The sequence below is a fragment of the Lactococcus muris genome (genome assembly GCF_042849115.1).
In the GTDB taxonomy this organism is placed as follows: Bacteria; Bacillota; Bacilli; order Lactobacillales; family Streptococcaceae; genus Lactococcus; species Lactococcus muris.
In genome coordinates, this window is the sequence record NZ_BAAFQO010000020.1 from 23,697 (window position 1) to 40,624 (window position 16,928).

Annotated in this window: 12 protein-coding genes; 11 read left to right on the forward strand and 1 reads right to left on the reverse strand. The window is 41.4% G+C overall.

The genetic code is table 11. From position 1 onward, the window contains the following. The first annotated feature begins 267 nt into the window (after positions 1-267). The 4 genes from ACGHCK_RS10270 to ACGHCK_RS10285 all read left to right on the forward strand — a co-directional run bounded on the left by ACGHCK_RS10270 (position 268) and on the right by ACGHCK_RS10285 (position 7,360). Positions 268-3,681, forward strand: coding sequence for a pyruvate carboxylase (locus ACGHCK_RS10270; protein ID WP_271328256.1), 3,414 nt, complete (start codon positions 268-270; stop codon positions 3,679-3,681). 281 nt (positions 3,682-3,962) lie between these two features. Continuing rightward, on the forward strand, positions 3,963-5,639 hold the full coding sequence (locus ACGHCK_RS10275) for a hypothetical protein (protein WP_394304563.1): 1,677 nt from the start codon (positions 3,963-3,965) through the stop codon (positions 5,637-5,639). A 244-nt stretch (positions 5,640-5,883) separates the two neighbouring features. Further along, positions 5,884-6,771 (forward strand): 16S rRNA (adenine(1518)-N(6)/adenine(1519)-N(6))-dimethyltransferase RsmA, encoded by an 888-nt coding sequence (gene rsmA / locus ACGHCK_RS10280; RefSeq protein WP_251423782.1) that lies wholly within the window; start codon positions 5,884-5,886, stop codon positions 6,769-6,771. Between the two features lie 4 nt (positions 6,772-6,775). Next, positions 6,776-7,360 carry a uracil-DNA glycosylase family protein gene (locus tag ACGHCK_RS10285; RefSeq protein WP_202231371.1) on the forward strand — a complete coding sequence of 195 codons (585 nt, stop codon included), beginning with the start codon at positions 6,776-6,778 and terminating at the stop codon, positions 7,358-7,360. 73 nt (positions 7,361-7,433) lie between these two features. Here ACGHCK_RS10285 and ACGHCK_RS10290 read toward each other — a convergent pair whose 3' ends face one another. Further along, positions 7,434-7,886: a GNAT family N-acetyltransferase gene (locus ACGHCK_RS10290; RefSeq protein ID WP_251423779.1), complete on the reverse strand. Its 453-nt coding sequence runs from the start codon at positions 7,884-7,886 to the stop codon at positions 7,434-7,436. A gap of 107 nt (positions 7,887-7,993) precedes the next feature. Here ACGHCK_RS10290 and ACGHCK_RS10295 point away from each other — a divergent pair, with 107 nt between their 5' ends. The 7 genes from ACGHCK_RS10295 to yjeM all read left to right on the forward strand — a co-directional run bounded on the left by ACGHCK_RS10295 (position 7,994) and on the right by yjeM (position 16,580). Continuing rightward, positions 7,994-9,112 (forward strand): AI-2E family transporter, encoded by a 1,119-nt coding sequence (locus ACGHCK_RS10295; protein WP_271328402.1) that lies wholly within the window; start codon positions 7,994-7,996, stop codon positions 9,110-9,112. Between the two features lie 48 nt (positions 9,113-9,160). Then, positions 9,161-10,489, forward strand: coding sequence for a hemolysin family protein (locus ACGHCK_RS10300; RefSeq protein ID WP_202231374.1), 1,329 nt, complete (start codon positions 9,161-9,163; stop codon positions 10,487-10,489). A gap of 264 nt (positions 10,490-10,753) precedes the next feature. Next, positions 10,754-11,548: a pyruvate formate-lyase-activating protein gene (pflA, locus tag ACGHCK_RS10305; RefSeq protein WP_251423773.1), complete on the forward strand. Its 795-nt coding sequence runs from the start codon at positions 10,754-10,756 to the stop codon at positions 11,546-11,548. Between the two features lie 155 nt (positions 11,549-11,703). Continuing rightward, positions 11,704-12,648 carry a manganese-dependent inorganic pyrophosphatase gene (locus tag ACGHCK_RS10310; protein WP_202231622.1) on the forward strand — a complete coding sequence of 315 codons (945 nt, stop codon included), beginning with the start codon at positions 11,704-11,706 and terminating at the stop codon, positions 12,646-12,648. Continuing rightward, positions 12,648-13,412, forward strand: a complete 765-nt coding sequence (locus ACGHCK_RS10315) for a DUF1803 domain-containing protein (protein ID WP_251423768.1) — start codon at positions 12,648-12,650, stop codon at positions 13,410-13,412. Before ACGHCK_RS10310 ends, ACGHCK_RS10315 begins: the two co-directional genes overlap by 1 nt. A 2-nt stretch (positions 13,413-13,414) precedes the next feature. Beyond that, positions 13,415-14,662: a peptidase T gene (gene pepT / locus ACGHCK_RS10320; RefSeq protein ID WP_202231620.1), complete on the forward strand. Its 1,248-nt coding sequence runs from the start codon at positions 13,415-13,417 to the stop codon at positions 14,660-14,662. A 316-nt stretch (positions 14,663-14,978) separates the two neighbouring features. Next, positions 14,979-16,580, forward strand: a complete 1,602-nt coding sequence (gene yjeM / locus ACGHCK_RS10325; RefSeq protein ID WP_271328401.1) for a glutamate/gamma-aminobutyrate family transporter YjeM — start codon at positions 14,979-14,981, stop codon at positions 16,578-16,580. Positions 16,581-16,928 lie beyond the last annotated feature (348 nt).

Genomic DNA, 16,928 nt, shown 5'->3' on the forward strand with positions numbered 1-16,928 from the left:
AGCTTTTTTTATAAAATTTGTATGTTGTGAAAATTCTTAATTTGGTTGCTGATGCTTTATAACACTCTATGTGTATAACGTTCTGAAGTGGGGCGTTCAAATGCTTGCCTCAGCAAGAAACACATCATTTTTCTTACGGCAAGACGTAACATACTTGTAATGTCGTGGCGTGTGGGGTAAAATAGTACTTTAGAGGCTATAAAATATCATCAACCATATTAAATAACACACAACATAACATATAGGGAATTAAAGATAGGGGATTATATGAAAAAATTGCTCGTTGCCAACCGTGGTGAAATTGCCATCCGTGTTTTTCGTGCCTGTAATGAACTTGGGCTGTCCACTGTGGCCATCTATGCAAAAGAGGATGAATATTCTGTACATCGCTTTAAAGCAGACGAAGCATATCTGGTCGGGCAGGGTAAAAAACCGATAGATGCGTATCTTGATGCAGATGACATCATTCGTATTGCTCTAGATGCAGGAGCGGATGCAATTCACCCAGGATACGGTTTGCTTTCTGAAAACTTAGAATTTGCGACAAAGGTCCGTGAAGCTGGCTTAGTTTTTGTGGGGCCAGATTTAAAACACTTGGATATTTTTGGCGATAAAATTAAAGCTAAGAAAGCAGCGGATTTGGCGCAAATTCAAGGTATTCCAGGGACTGATGGCGCTGTCGATTTGGATGGGGCCCTTGCCTTTGCTGAAAGCTACGGTTACCCTGTCATGATAAAAGCAGCTCTCGGTGGCGGCGGACGTGGAATGCGTGTTGCTCGCAACGATGAAGAAATGCGTGACGGTTATGCACGTGCCAAGTCAGAAGCCCAAACAGCCTTTGGATCAGCAGAAATTTATGTTGAAAAATATATTGAAAATCCGAAGCATATCGAAGTACAGATTTTGGGAGATACGCATGGCAATATTGTTCACCTCCACGAGCGAGATTGTTCTGTACAACGCCGAAATCAAAAAGTTATTGAAATTGCTCCAGCGGTAGGGCTAAGACCAGAATTTCGTGAGGAGATTTGTCAAGCGGCTGTCCAACTTTGTAAAGCAGTCGGCTATGTCAACGCGGGTACAGTCGAGTTTTTGGTAAAAGATGAGGAATTTTACTTTATCGAAGTAAATCCACGTGTGCAAGTTGAACATACGGTTACGGAGATGATTACAGGCGTTGATATTGTTATAGCGCAAATCCTTATCGCACAAGGTAAAGATATTCACCGTGACATTAAAATCCCAGCGCAAGAAGAAATTCCATGTTTAGGTGCGGCTCTTCAATGTCGTATTACAACTGAAGATCCTGAGAATAACTTTCTCCCAGATACCGGTAAAATCAATACCTATCGTTCACCAGGCGGTTTTGGTGTGCGCTTAGACGTAGGGAATGCTTATGCTGGTTACGAAGTGACACCTTATTTTGACAGTCTCTTAGTAAAAGTATGTACCCATGCGACTAATTTTGAAGATGCTGTGCATAAAATGCAGCGTGTATTAAGAGAGTTCCGAATTCGTGGTGTGAAAACAAATATACCTTTCTTGGAAAATGTGATTGAAGATGAACAATTTACGAGCGGTCAAGCGACAACAACCTTCATTGACACCACACCTCAGCTTTTTAACTTCTCACACAAACGTAACCGTGGAACAAAAATCTTGAAGTATATCTCGAATATTACGGTCAATGGTTTTCCGGGAATTGATAAAACAGAAAAGCGTTATTTTGACCAAGCAAGACAGCCTAAAATTGAGCAGTCTGACCGTCCAACGACTAAACATATTCTTGACAAAGAGGGAGCTGAAGCAGTGGTTGACTTTGTCAAAGCTTCCGATGAAGTGCTTCTTACAGATACAACTTTTCGTGACGCTCACCAAAGTCTTTTAGCAACGCGCTTACGCCTTCAAGACATGAAAGGCATCGCGACAGCTGTTGACCAAGGGCTTTCTGACTTGTTCTCTGTTGAGATGTGGGGCGGTGCGACTTTTGATGTAGCCTACCGTTTCTTGAATGAATCTCCTTGGTATCGCCTGCGAAAACTTCGTGAGCAAATGCCCAATACACTTTTCCAGATGTTATTCCGTGGTTCAAACGCTGTCGGCTATCAAAATTATCCAGATAATGTCATTCAGGAGTTTATCCGCAAAGCAGCAGCAGAAGGTATTGACGTTTTCCGTATCTTTGACAGTCTCAACTGGCTACCGCAGATGGAAAAGTCCATTCAAACCGTGCGGGACACAGGAAAGATAGCAGAAGCAACCATCTGTTATACAGGGGATATCCTAGATAAAACACGTCCAAAATATGATATAAAATATTACAAAGATTTGGCTAGGGAGTTGGAAGCTACAGGTGCACATATCTTGGCTATTAAAGATATGGCTGGTGTATTGAAACCTCAAGCTGCTTATGCTCTTATATCAGAGCTGAAAGAAACAGTAGATTTACCGATTCATCTGCATACGCATGATACAGCAGGAAACGGCATCATTACCTATTCAGGCGCAATTAAAGCGGGCGTTGATATTGTGGATGTGGCCACTGCTTCGCTTGCTGGTGGTACTTCACAGCCATCTATGCAATCACTTTATTATGCCTTGGAACATGGTGGGCGTCATGCGGCACTCAATATTGCTAATGCAGAACAGATTGACCATTATTGGGAAGACACACGCCGATATTATGCGCCTTTTGAAGCAGGAATTACCAGTCCTAAGACGGAAGTTTATAGGCACGAGATGCCAGGAGGACAATATACCAATCTTAAGGCGCAGGCTGCCGCTGTAGGACTTGAAGCACGTTTTGATGAAGTCAAGGCTATGTATAGCAAAGTGAATATGATGTTTGGCGATATTATCAAGGTCACACCAAGTTCGAAAGTTGTTGGAGATATGGCGCTCTTTATGGTACAAAACGACCTTACTGAAGAAGATGTCTACGCTAAGGGAGAGGAGCTGAATTTCCCAGAGTCAGTCGTATCTTTCTTCCGGGGAGATCTTGGTCAACCTGTGGGAGGATTCCCAGAAAAGTTACAGTCTCTTATTTTGAAAAATAAAAAGGCATTGACAGACCGCCCAGGGCTCCATGCTCCAGCGGTTGACTTTGCTCAAGTGCAGAAAGAGCTATCAGAAAAGCTGGGCTATCCAGCGGAAGAACATGAGGTTTTAAGTTATATCATGTATCCGCAAGTTTTCTTGGATTACCAAAAAATGCAAGATGCTTTTGGATCAGTAACATTGCTTGACACTGAAACCTTCTTGCATGGTATGCGCATGGGCGAACAAATCGAGGTACAGATAGAAAAAGGAAAAACCTTGATTATCCGCCTCGATGAGATTGGTGAACCAGATATCTCCGGAAACCGTGTCCTCTTCTTTAACCTTAACGGTCAAAGAAGAGAGATTAGTGTCAATGATCATTCGATTAAGACACAAGTTGTAGCGAAACGCAAAGCAGACAGCACAGATTTTCATCAGATAGGTGCAACGATGCCTGGCTCTGTTTTAGATATCTTGGTTAAGGAAGGTGAACAAGTTAAAAAAGGCCAAGCACTTATGGTTACTGAGGCGATGAAGATGGAAACAACAATCGAAGCACCGTTTGATGCTAAGGTCAAAGCCATCCATGTCCTTTCTGGCGAAGCCATACAAACTAAGGACCTCCTTATCGAATTAGCCTAATAAAAATTTAATAGAGAAATATCTAAATACCATGACTTCCATGGGACGGATTTTTAGAATCCATCACATGGAGGTTTTTTTATTTTTTATCCACTTTTCAGGCACGGACTACGGAAGTTGAGAGCAAGGTCAAGTGAAAGACTTCCCCGCTTTCTCATCAAACACTCATTTCATTTGACCTTTTTTTTTTTTTATACTATAGACTCAGAAAGTAAACGTAACATTAGAAATACAAATGTAAAGAAAAATCTAAACCACAGGTTACGTCAAAGGAGGAGTTTATGACACCAGAAAAGAAAAACCAGCGGCGGCTGCGCAACCTCGCACTCCTGTCGCTCTTGCTACTCGCAGTAGGCGGCACCTTCGCCTTCCAAGCCTTCAACCAGCGGGCCATCAATGACCGGCTGAATGAAGTAGAGATCAATGTCGGTGGCCGTGTCCACGACTACTACAACCGTGACACCGAAAACAAGGACGTCTTCGTAGAAAACTATGGCGAACGGCCGATTATGGCCCGGATACGCCTGTCCGAGTTCCTCGAAACCCGCCAACGTGATGAAGCCAACTTCACCCCATTAGTGGCAGGAACCAGCCGTGACGATGTAGAAAACTGGACCACATGGATTCCCAGCGCAAACGACATCACCGACCGTGAAAACACCAATGCCTCAAATGCCTTCGATCAGTACGCCAACCTCATCTTTGGTTGGGAACGTTCCGGTCAAGATGCCCCATGGTATATGCCGACCTTCAACCATGACAACCTCGACCAGAGAACAGCAGCGGCAGGTCATGCGCGGGACTGGATCGAAGGGAACGGTGCAACAGATGCGGTCACAGACGGTGCGACACATCCGGGTGACGGAACAGATGCCTACTGGTCAGCAGGCGGCAGCTTTGACAACAGTGGTCCAGTCTGGCCGGGAGAAGAAGTGACCAACCAAACCGCCCAAAACCTCCCCCAAGACCGTGCCCCAATGACCATGAACCAGTGGAGCAATTTGCCTAACGAAGACAAGATAGGAAACTTCTGGGTGGTTGACCCGAACACGGGCTGGGCCTACTGGGCCAACCGACTGGACCGGGAACAAGCCACCTCTTACCTGCTTGATGCAGCAGAGATGACGGCTGCCATTGAGGACAAGGTCTTTAACGGCTTTTACTACTATGGTATTCATGTCGAGAGTGGCTTAGTGAGTCCTGACCAACATGAGGAATTCCTCAATGACGGTGAGCAGCACCATGCGGAGCTGGAAGACTTTCTCCAAGGTATCCAGAATGGGGTGATGTACGATGACGGACAGAACCCATTGCCTAACGAGGACAGTGCCCCTGCAGCCTTTGACTTTTCGACCATGCGTCCGGTCCGTATCTTTACCATGGCAGGGGAGCAGTATCGTTATCTTGAAAACATGGGTTCTGGTAATCATATGATTATCCGGAATGAGGCGATACGCAATACGAGCTTCGTAGAGCAAGCAACAGTTTTAGAAGACTTTTATAATCAATCTCTTACTCAAGCTGTTAAAGATATGGTTGCTCCTGTGTCAATAGCCGATGAAGTACCAAACCTCAGATCGATGCTTATGTCTTGGCCGGAAGAGGGGCCTTATACTCGTTGGTTACCTACTAATTGGGATGAGCCTCATCCAGAGGTGGATGTGGCTCGGGCAGATGTGACTACTGTCAATCAAGCGGAGGGTGTACCACAAGCCTTCTCTCTTTCTCTTGCGGATGTTATCCGGTTATCAGGTGAAGGGCGAGGTTTTCCTCATCATGCAGGGCGTGTAGGTGGACATAATACATGGTGGTCATTGCGTACTGCAGGTCATGGTGAATCTGCTTGGACTATACGTTGGGGCGCATTTAGAGGTAACTTGCACGGCACTTTCCCAGGAACAACGAGTGATGACTATGGTGGTGTCCGTCCCGCCCTCATCATCAACTCTTCCAACTAAGAAACAAATATGCAAAACAAAAAATCACTCAAGGTAGCATTTTTGCATGCGACAGTCTGAGTGCTTTTTGATTGTCCTGTTTTTAATTTTATGTCCTTTTACGAGACAGCTCCTTTTTTTCTTAAACCGAACAAGACTTCATTGACAAAATATTCCGACTGAGTGAAGCTAAAAGGAAAGCAATTACTGTTCGGAAGGACTGTATTGAGAAACAGTTTCCCTGTTTTTCTGCTATAATAAGGTTATGACAACTTCAAACCTAGACCGTATCTCCAATGTTATACGCACGCAAGATATTTTGCGCCGACATAACTTTAATTTTAAGAAAAAATTTGGTCAAAATTTCCTGACTGACCATAATATTTTGGAAAAAATTACAGCAACGGCAGAGCTCTCTAAACAAGTGAATGTGATTGAGATTGGACCAGGTATTGGCTCCCTAACTCAGTATTTGCTTGAAGAAGCGGCGGAAGTCATGGCTTTTGAAATTGATAAAAGCTTGATTCCGATTTTGCAAGAAACTCTGGCCTCTTACGATAATTTTCAACTGGTGAACGCAGACATTTTAAAAGTAGATATTCAGGAACACATAAAGCACTTTAAAAATCCTGATCTGCCTATAAAAGTTGTGGCTAATCTGCCTTACTACATCACAACGCCGATTCTTATGCATTTGATTGAGTCGAAGGTTCCCTTTACAGAATATGTAGTTATGATGCAAAAGGAAGTGGCTGACCGCATTGCAGCTCGACCAAGTACAAAAGCTTACGGTTCGCTTTCGATAGCAGTGCAGTATTACATGGAAGCCAAAGTGGCATTCACAGTACCCCGAACAGTCTTTGTACCTGCTCCTAATGTGGACTCGGCCATTTTAAAAATGACCCGACGTGCACAACCTCTAGTTGCCGTTAAGGATGAGACCTTCTTTTTCAAGACAATGCACAGTGCTTTTGTCCATCGCCGTAAGACCTTAATAAACAATCTGCAATCTGCCTTTGGTAAAGACAAGAAAACGCAAATTTTAGAACTGCTCGCGCAGGCAGATATTTCTCCAACTATCCGTGCAGAAGCACTTTCAATTCCTGAATTTGCTCGTTTAGCGGATGCTCTACTCCCACTGAAAGAAGGTTAAACTGATGGACAAGCTGTCGAATATTTTTCAAGCCATAAAAGATGACCCCCAAAATGCAGCCTATACAGAGCAGGGGATTGATCCCCTTTATTCCGCTCATCCAGAGGCAAAAATTCTCATTGTGGGTCAAGCACCGGGGAGACAAGCGCAAGAAAGTCATCTTTTCTGGAACGATCACTCAGGAGAACGTCTTCGTGACTGGCTGGGGATTTCTTATGAGACATTTTATAGTTCAGATAAGTTGGCTATTTTACCCATGGATTTTTATTTTCCGGGTAAGGGAAAGTTTGGAGACCTGCCACCACGCAAAGGCTTTGCTGAAAAGTGGCATAAATTATTGATTGACGAAATGCCTGAACTTGAACTTATTATTTTGATTGGTTCCTATGCTATTACTTATTACCTGCATTTACCAAGAAAGATGCGGGCGACAGATGCTATTCGTGATTTTAGACAGTATTTGCCTCACTACTTCCCGATTGTCCACCCTTCCCCCCGGAACAATATCTGGTTACGCAAGAACCCTTGGTTTGAGGTAGAAGTAGTGCCAGAACTGCAAACAAGAGTAAAAAAACTCCTCGACACCTAGGCCGAGAAGTTTAGTGTTTTAATAAAAGCAGAAGAGACACCTTTTAGAAGTACATACGAGGGTTTCTTTTTTTCTACTCAGTAAATTTATCATACGTCATTGTGATGTGGTCAATACCTGCCTCCTTAAAAATTTCACCTTGAACTTCAAAGCCAAATTTTTCATAGAGGTCTTTTGCACTGAGTTGGGCGTGAAGGGTCAAAAGAGTAAGACCAGATTTTTTTGAAAATTCAAGTAGCTGTTGCAAGAGGGCGTTCGCGTAGCCTTTACCCCGTGCTTCTTTTAAAACAGCCATGCGCTGTACCAGAGCATGTGTTTTATCGCTAGGATCGACCAAAAGACGAACGGTAGCTAAAGCGTTGCCAGCTTCATAACCTACAAAATGAACCGAATGTGCTTCGTCAACGGGACTACCAACCTCCAGTTCGAAAGGGACACCTTGTTCCTTAACAAAAACAGTATTACGGATACGTAGCGCATCGCAGTATATTTCAGACATGGTGTCACGAGTTTGCTTGATTTGCATAAATTTCCTCTCAAAATCTTGAATTTGCGTAAAAATCTTATTTCAATTATAATATAAATAACTTTAAAAAGAAAGAAAGGGTCTCTTTTCATCTTTAGGTAGATATTATGTTTAAAAACAGTAAATTATTTTTCTGGACGGTTGAGATATTAGCAGTGACGCTGCTTATTTTTATGCTTATGCAACTGGACTTTCTCTTCCAACCCATCCAAACTCTTTTAGCTTTGCTTTTCATTCCATTTATTATAGCTGGCTTTCTTTATTATATTTTCAAGCCGGTGGTTATTTTTATGGAGAAACGCTGGAAAATCAAGCGTTTCTTTGCAATTTTGATTGTTCTGCTAAGTTTATTAGGAATTGTGATTTGGAGTGTTGCTTCAATCATTCCAAATGTTGTTTCTCAGCTGACTAGCTTGATCAATGCCAGCTCAAGAGCCGTTCCTGAACTTCGTGACTGGATTTCTTCCTTGCAAAGTGATCCACGTTTTTCTGCCTTTTATCGCCAGCTAGACGTTGATAGTATAGTTAGCAATATCAATCTGTCTTATACAGATATTTTAAACAAGTTGCTTCAGAATTTGACAGGAAGCTTGGGGAGCATCGTGAGCATCATTTCATCTGTAGTTATGGTTGCTATCCTAGTTCCTATCTTGCTTTACTACATGCTTAAAGACGGTGAAAAACTGCTCCCTACTCTAAAGCAAACGATTTTTAGGGAAGATCCGCTCGGCATCATTGAACTTTTAGAAAAGATGAATGCAACGATTTCTCGTTATATCTCTGGTGTGGCTTTAGATTCGCTACTGGTGTTCATCTTTGTCTTTGTTGGTTATATGCTCTTTGGCATTCCTTATGCTTTCTTGTTTGCAAGTTTCTCAGCAATTACAAACCTCATCCCGTATGCAGGGCCTTACATTGGTGTAATACCTGTTATTTTCACTTTGGCCTTTACTCAACCTTGGACAGCTCTTCTCGCAGTAACTTATGTTTTGGTCCTTCAGCAGATTGATGGCAATCTCGTTTATCCAAAAATAGTAGGAAATGCTGTGAAAGTCCATCCTGTTACGGTCATGATTTTGATGCTAGTATCTGGAAGTTTGTATGGTATTCTAGGTATGATTATTGCTGTCCCTGTTTATTCACTGGTCAAAGAGATTGTGAAATTCCTTGCTGGCCTGTGGCACAATCATCGTGAACAGCAAAAGAAAAAAATTATTTCAAAATAATAAATTATGGTATAATAATCTTCATATTACAAAAAAATAGGAGTAAAAATGGCACACCCTGACCCCGAGAGTAGCTCGGTAATTTTACAGATTTTGTTACTTGTTTTTCTTACTGCTTTGAATGCATTTTTCTCAGCAAGTGAGATGGCGCTCGTTTCTTTATCACGTTCACGCGTGGAGCAAAAGGCGAGTGAAGGAGACAGTAAATATCAGTATTTACTGCGTGTAGTTGATAATCCGACACACTTCTTGTCAACGATTCAAGTTGGGATTACTTTCTTGAACATCTTTGCAGGTGCAAGTTTGGCTGATACTCTAGCTGCACAGCTTGCACCACTGTTTGGGGATACAAGCTTCGCGCAAACATTGAGTAAAATCATTATCTTGGTTATTTTGACTTTCTTTACAATCGTGTTTGGTGAGCTTTTCCCTAAACGTATTGCGCAAGCGCTTAAGGAAAAGGCAGCTTTAAAAATGGTTCGCCCTTTGATGAGTATAGGTGTTGTTTTAAAACCCTTTATCTGGCTCTTGACGATTACTATCAATGGCTTGGCGCGTGTTTTTCCTATCAAATTTGATAGCAGTGATGATGATATGACACGTGATGAAATCGAATATCTCGTTCACACAGATGAAACAGCGTTGGATGATTCAGAGCGTGAAATGATTACAGGTGTTTTCAGTCTTGACGAGCTTGTGGCGCGTGAAATCATGGTCCCTCGTACAGATGCCTTTATGATTGATATCAATGATGAGCCACGGGAAAATATCGAGAAAATGCTCAGCGAGTCCTACTCGCGTGTCCCAGTTTATGATGACGATAAAGACAACATCTTAGGAATTATTCATACAAAACGTCTCTTGGCCCGAGGTTTTGCGGACGGCTTTGATAACATTAATTTCCGTGAAATGCTGCAAGAACCGTTGTTTGTCCCTGAAACAGTGTTTGTGGATGACTTAATGCTGCAGATGCGTAATACGCAAAACCAAATGGCGATTTTGCTTAACGAATACGGCGGCGTTGAAGGTATCGTTACTCTGGAAGACTTGATTGAGGAAATCGTTGGTGAAATTGAGGATGAAACAGACGTTGCTGAAACAGATGTTTACAAGATTGGTGAAAACATGTATGTTGTGCAAGGGAAAATGACAATCAATGACTTCAACGACGAGTTTGGCACACATTTAGTCAATAATGATGTGGATACGATGGCCGGCTTCTTCCTTTCAGAAACAGGGCAGATTCCTGAGAAAGGGCAGCAAGTGATGTGTGAAATCGACAATGATGAGGATCACTTCTCCTTGACTAGTCTTGAAGTAGACGGAAACCGTGTCTTGAAACTTCGGGTAGAGTTTGATATGGAGCCCTCTGAGTAAAGCTGTAAACGAAATAAAGAACGGAACTTGATAATCCGTTCTTTTTTTGCTTTTACGAACTTTTTTAAAACGATGAGCAAGAGGTAAAAGTAGAAGATACAGTAAAAAGTGTGAAAGGGAAAGAACATTTGGCTCATATGAAGGATGCTTTTTTGTGCCATTTATGGCAGTCGCTGATTATTGTGGCTGGTCTTATGGAAAAGCATTTGATAATAAATAAGATTTGAGGTATGATAAAAGCATACCGAAGAAGAGGAAAAGCTCATGACAGATATAAATATTGAAGAAGCAAAAAAAGTAACTGGTTTGGTTCATTCTACAGAGTCTTTTGGTTCTGTTGATGGTCCTGGCGTCCGTTTTATTGTTTTTATGCAAGGATGTCCGATGCGTTGCAAATATTGTCATAACCCTGACACTTGGGCCTTGAAAAGCGAAAAAGCAACCATACGTACAGTAGAGGATGTGATGGAAGAAGCTCTACGTTTCCGAGGTTTCTGGGGAGAAAAAGGAGGCATCACTGTCTCAGGTGGTGAAGCTATGATGCAGATTGACTTCGTCATTGCTCTTTTCCAATACGCCAAAAGTCTGGGAATTCACACAACCTTAGATACATCAGCCCGTCCTTTTAGAACAGATGAGTATATTACCTCTCGGATTGATGACCTTCTTGAAGTGACGGATCTTGTGTTGCTTGATTTAAAAGAAATTGATTCAAAACGTCACAAAGCCCTGACTGGACATCCGAACGAAAATATTCTAGAATTTGCCCGTTACCTTTCAGATAAGGGACAAGGCATGTGGATTCGTCACGTCCTCGTTCCCGGAGAGACAGATATTGATGAGGACCTGGAAAAGCTAGGTGAGTTTGTTAAAACTCTAGATAATGTACTCAAATTTGAAATCCTGCCCTATCATACGATGGGGGAGTTCAAATGGCGTGAATTAGGCTGGAAGTATCCCCTTGCTGGAGTAAAACCACCAACAAAAGAGCGTGTAGCCAATGCCAAAGAAATCATGAAGACCGAAACATATCAAGATTACTTGCAGAGAATCAGATAAAAAACTTAAAGGCTGAGCAGTTTAGCTTTTAAGTTTTATTTTTATTTTTATTCAAAAAATGAGAAAAGTAGCAGGGGAGATGCTTTGAAAGTGTGCGTAAATTCTCTTTTTTTGGTATAATGAGAAAAACATAAATATAAAAATGAGGTACAGAAATGTCGGATAAAATTCTCGTCTTTGGTCACCAAAAACCTGACACAGATGCAATTGCATCATCTTATGGTTTTTCATACTTGAGCAACCACCGCCCAGTTGGCGCTTTGAATACAGAATGTGTGGCTTTGGGTACACCAAATGAAGAAACACAATTTGCTTTGGACTATTTTGGTGTGGAAGCACCACGCGTGGTAACATCAGCAGCTGATGAAGGTGTGGATACAGTTATCTTGACGGATCACAATGAATTTCAACAATCCATCGCGGATATCGCTTCTTTGAATATCTTTGGCGTTGTGGACCACCACCGTGTGGCTAATTTTAATACAGCTTCACCTTTATTCATGACAATTGAACCTGTTGGATCAGCTTCATCCATCGTTTACCGCAAGTTCCTTGAAGCAGGCGTGGAAATACCACGTGAAGTGGCTGGCCTCTTACTTTCAGGTTTGATTTCAGATACATTGCTGTTGAAATCACCAACAACACATGCGACTGACCACAAAGTTGCAGAAGAATTGGCGAAGATTGCTGGTGTAGACCTTCAAGAGTACGGCATGGCTATGCTCAAAGCTGGTACGAACTTGGATAACAAGTCAGCAGAAGAACTCATTGATATTGATGCGAAAACCTTTGAACTTAACGGCAGCCGCATCCGTATCGCTCAAGTAAATACAGTTGAAATTCAAGATGTACTTTCTCGCTTACATGATGTCAAAGTTGCCATCAAGAAAGCGATGGAAGTCGAACATTATGATGACTTTGTCTTCATGATTACAGATATCGTAAATTCTAACTCAGAAATTGTCGAGATCGGTAGCCACAAAGATAAGGTTGAAGCAGCTTTCCACTTTACACTTGAAGACGATCACGCTTTCTTAGCCGGGGCCGTTTCACGTAAAAAACAAGTTGTGCCACAACTTACAGAAGAGTTCAATAAATAATGCCTATTCACGTTTTTAATAAAAATAGGCTGACACGTCAGCCTTTTTTCTTAAAACTGATTAATTATTTGGAGCTGCATGAAGATGTAACCTTGCGCCAAATTCATAAAGATTTTGAAGAAATAAAAAACATAGATCGTCAACTGGACAGTTTTATTGCGGCAAATTTTATCTGGCGTAGCGATAAACGTTATGGTAATAATTTTAAAGTTTTTAGGGATGATGATTTTGATTTAACTTTAAAACCAGAGCTACCAGCTATTTACACCTATAACAAACCTTTCTTTGTAGAGGCGGGAAGTCAGCTAGAAAGAAGACTTAATCAGTCAATTATCCAGCAAAGGTTGAAAAATCAAACGAATGCAATTTGTTTACATTTTTCTAGTCAATATGATTTGACGACTGATAATTTGTTCAACTATTTTTATAAGCTGGCAAACGATTTACCATTGACAGTGCTGGAGTGCGAAGTTTATCAGATTATGGGCGATGTTAATCCGGAGTACGCTTTAAAGTACATGACAAGCTTTTTGCTCAAATTTGCCCGTAAACCTATTGTTAAAGCGCGTTCAGATATTTTTATTAGAGTTTTGGAGAAGTACGGTTATATTGAGGCGCTGGGCGAAAACAGCTATAAAACTCATTTGAAGTTTGATGAGACAGTCCAGCTTGACGAAGTCCATTTCGACCAAGCTCAAGACTTCATTGCTGCCCAAATTCAACAGACAAAAGTATTAAATAACTTCATTTCCATAGGAGGATAAAAATGAAATACGAAAAATTGTTACCCCGTTTCCTTGACTATGTCAAAGTGAACACACGCTCAGATGAAAATTCAACAACTGTGCCGTCAGTTCCAGCTCTTGTTGACTTTGCACACAAGATGGCAGACGAAATGCGTGCCATTGGTATTCAAGATGTTCATTATCTTGAATCAAACGGTTATGTGGTGGGTACTATTCCAGCAACAACAGATAAAAATGTGCGTAAAATTGGTTTGATTGCTCATATGGATACGGCGGATTTCAATGCGGAAGGTGTCAATCCACAGATCCTTGAAAACTACGATGGAGAGTCTGTTATTGAACTTGGAGAGTCTGGTTTTAAACTTGATCCAGCTGAATTTCCCAACTTGAAAAACTATAAGGGACAAACCCTCATTCATACTGATGGTACAACGCTGTTAGGTGCCGATGACAAAGCAGGTATCGCTGAAATTATGACTTTGGCAGACTATTTGATTAATGTTAACCCTGATTTTGAACACGGCGAAATCCGTATCGGTTTTGGTCCTGATGAAGAAATCGGAACAGGTGCTGACCGCTTTGATGTTGAAGACTTCAATGTTGACTTTGCTTATACAGTAGATGGTGGTCCACTTGGTGAGTTGGAATACGAAACATTCTCAGCTGCTGGTGCTGTCTTGGAGTTCCAAGGTAAAAATGTTCATCCCGGTACAGCTAAAAATACAATGGTCAACGCCTTGCAATTAGCAATAGATTACCATACACAATTGCCAGACTTTGATCGTCCAGAAAAAACAGAAGGACGAGAAGGCTTCTTCCACCTTTTGAAACTGGACGGTACTGTTGAGGAAGCACGTGCACAGTATATCATCCGTGACCATGATGAAGATAAGTTTAATGCGCGTAAAGCGTTGATGCAGGACATTGCGGACAAGATGAATGCTGAACTGGGTTCAGAACGTGTAAAAGCGACAATCAAAGACCAGTATTACAACATGGCTAAAGTCATTGAAAAAGACATGTCTATCATTGATCTTGCGGAAGAAGCGATGAAGAACTTGGGAATTGAACCAAAAATTGAACCTGTCCGTGGTGGGACAGATGGTTCTAAAATCTCCTTCATGGGATTGCCGACCCCAAACATCTTTGCTGGTGGTGAAAACATGCATGGACGCTTTGAGTTTGTAAGTCTGCAAACAATGGAAAAAGCTGTAGATGTTCTTCTTGAAATGCTGAAACTTAACAATATCTTGAAAAATGAAGAATAATGCGCTAAAATAGTTTTAGGGCTTATAGGAAAGCCCTTCCAGTAAGTTTTATATAAACTTTACCTTCCTTATAATTTAAAGAACAAGTCGCCTTCGGGCGACCTGTTTTAGGTTATTTTTAAAATTGTCGCACAATTGTAGTTAATTCTAGTTATGAATGTTTTATTCTATCTTTTATAGAAGGAGTAAACTTTGGATTTTATGGTGGAAAGCATCATATATCTCTAGATTATGGTAACTATGCAAGTAAAATATTTACTTGATTTACAAATATTTTTAATCAGCAAGTCTGATTTATAAAAAAGGAGGACATTTGATGTCTGATAAAGCAAAAGGGAAACTTTCTCTTGTCGGCTTATGCCTGATGATTTTCACCTCAGTTTATGGATTTAACAATATCCCGCGTGCATTTTACATGATGGGTTATGCTGCTATTCCATGGTATATCGTTGGAGGACTCTTCTTCTTCCTACCCTTTGCCTTTATGGTAACTGAGCTTGGTTCAGCCTTTAAGGAGGAAAAAGGGGGAATCTATTCTTGGATGGAGAAAGCGGTTGGTCCGACTTTCGCCTTCATTGGAACATTTATGTGGTATGCCTCTTACCTCGTATGGATGGTCAATGTTTCTAATGGTATCATGGTCCCTATTACCAATATGATTTTTGGTAATTCCCTTCATGTACCAGATCCATGGATTCTTTCACTCATCGCCATGGCCTGGATTGCTGCGATTACCTTTTTTGCCCTGCGTGGTTTGGATGCGGTCAAAAAATTCGCGACACTTGGTGGTATTGCCGTTCTCTCATTGAACGCTATTCTTTTAGTTTGTGCGCTTTTGGTCCTTATTCTTAATGGACAACCAACAACACCAATTACTGCGGATGCTTTTGTTACAAGCCTTAACCCTAACTTTAATAACGGTTCAGCAATTGGTTTCATCGCCTTTATGGTATTTGCAATTTTTGCCTATGGTGGTGTTGAAGCTGTTGGAGGCTTAGTTGATGAAACAGACAAGCCTGAGAAAAACTTTCCTCGCGGTGTTGTAACCTCAGCACTGATTATCGCTATCGGTTACTCTGTAATGATTCTCTGTGTTGGTTTCTTCATGAATTACCAAACAGGTGGAGCTTTCTACGAAGGCGTTAAAGCTGGAACAATCAATCTTGGTAATGCAGGTTATGTAACAATGCAATACTTGGGTGAAGCTTTAGGCGATGCTTTCGGATTAGATCACTCAGGTGCAGTCGCTATTGGTTCAATTCTTGCGCGTTATATGGGTCTTGCAATGCTACTTTCATTGATGGGAGCTTTCTTTACCTTAATCTACAGCCCGGTAAAACAAATCATCTCTGGTACACCAGACAAACTATGGCCGGGTCGTTATGGACAGCTTGATGAGGAATCAGGCTTGCCTAAATTTGCAATGATGGTTCAATTTGCTATCGTATTTGTCATCATCTTGCTTAATATGCTTATCAACCTAGGTGGTGGTGCGGAAGCAGCAGCTAAGTTCTTTGCCATCTTGACAAATATGGCCAACGTTGCGATGACATTGCCGTACCTCTTTATTGTTATTGCCTATGCAAAATTCAAACTTAATGATGATATTGAAAAACCATTTACACTTTACAAATCTAAAGGTATTGCTATGGCAGCTGTAACTGTGACCTTCCTTGTCGTTGCTTTTGCCAATGCTTTCACAGTTATTCAACCGATCACAGATTACTTTGCTTTGCCAGTAGCTGATCGTCCAGCTGTTCTTGGGGATACTGTTCAAACCGTAGTATCGATGATTGCGGGTCCTCTTATCTTTGGTTTGGTTGCCTTCTTTATGATGAGTCGCTATAAAAAACGTTACCCTGCAGAATACACTGCGTTGACGGAACTTTCTGAAGACGAACGTCATGAAGAAAAATAAAGTCTATAAAACAGGAAAACGCTCGATTGAGCGTTTTTTTATGTCTGGACACCCTTCCAAGGCGTTTCCCGTATGCAAAGGTCTAGTTCCGCAGACAAGAACAAGCGGTTCTGTATAATCTGTGGTGGTAGATTAAAATCTACTGCCCTTTTTTTATACAAGAAAAGCCATAGTAATTCGCTAAAATGTAGTTACCACACAAACACTTTAGTTAAGGATTACTATGACTCATTCCGATTTTATCACATTGATGCTAGACTTGAAAGCCTCAGACCTCATTTTCCCTGAAGAAAACTACTTCCGACTTGGTTTTACAAAGCTGACAGGACATCATCAAGCACAAATCTT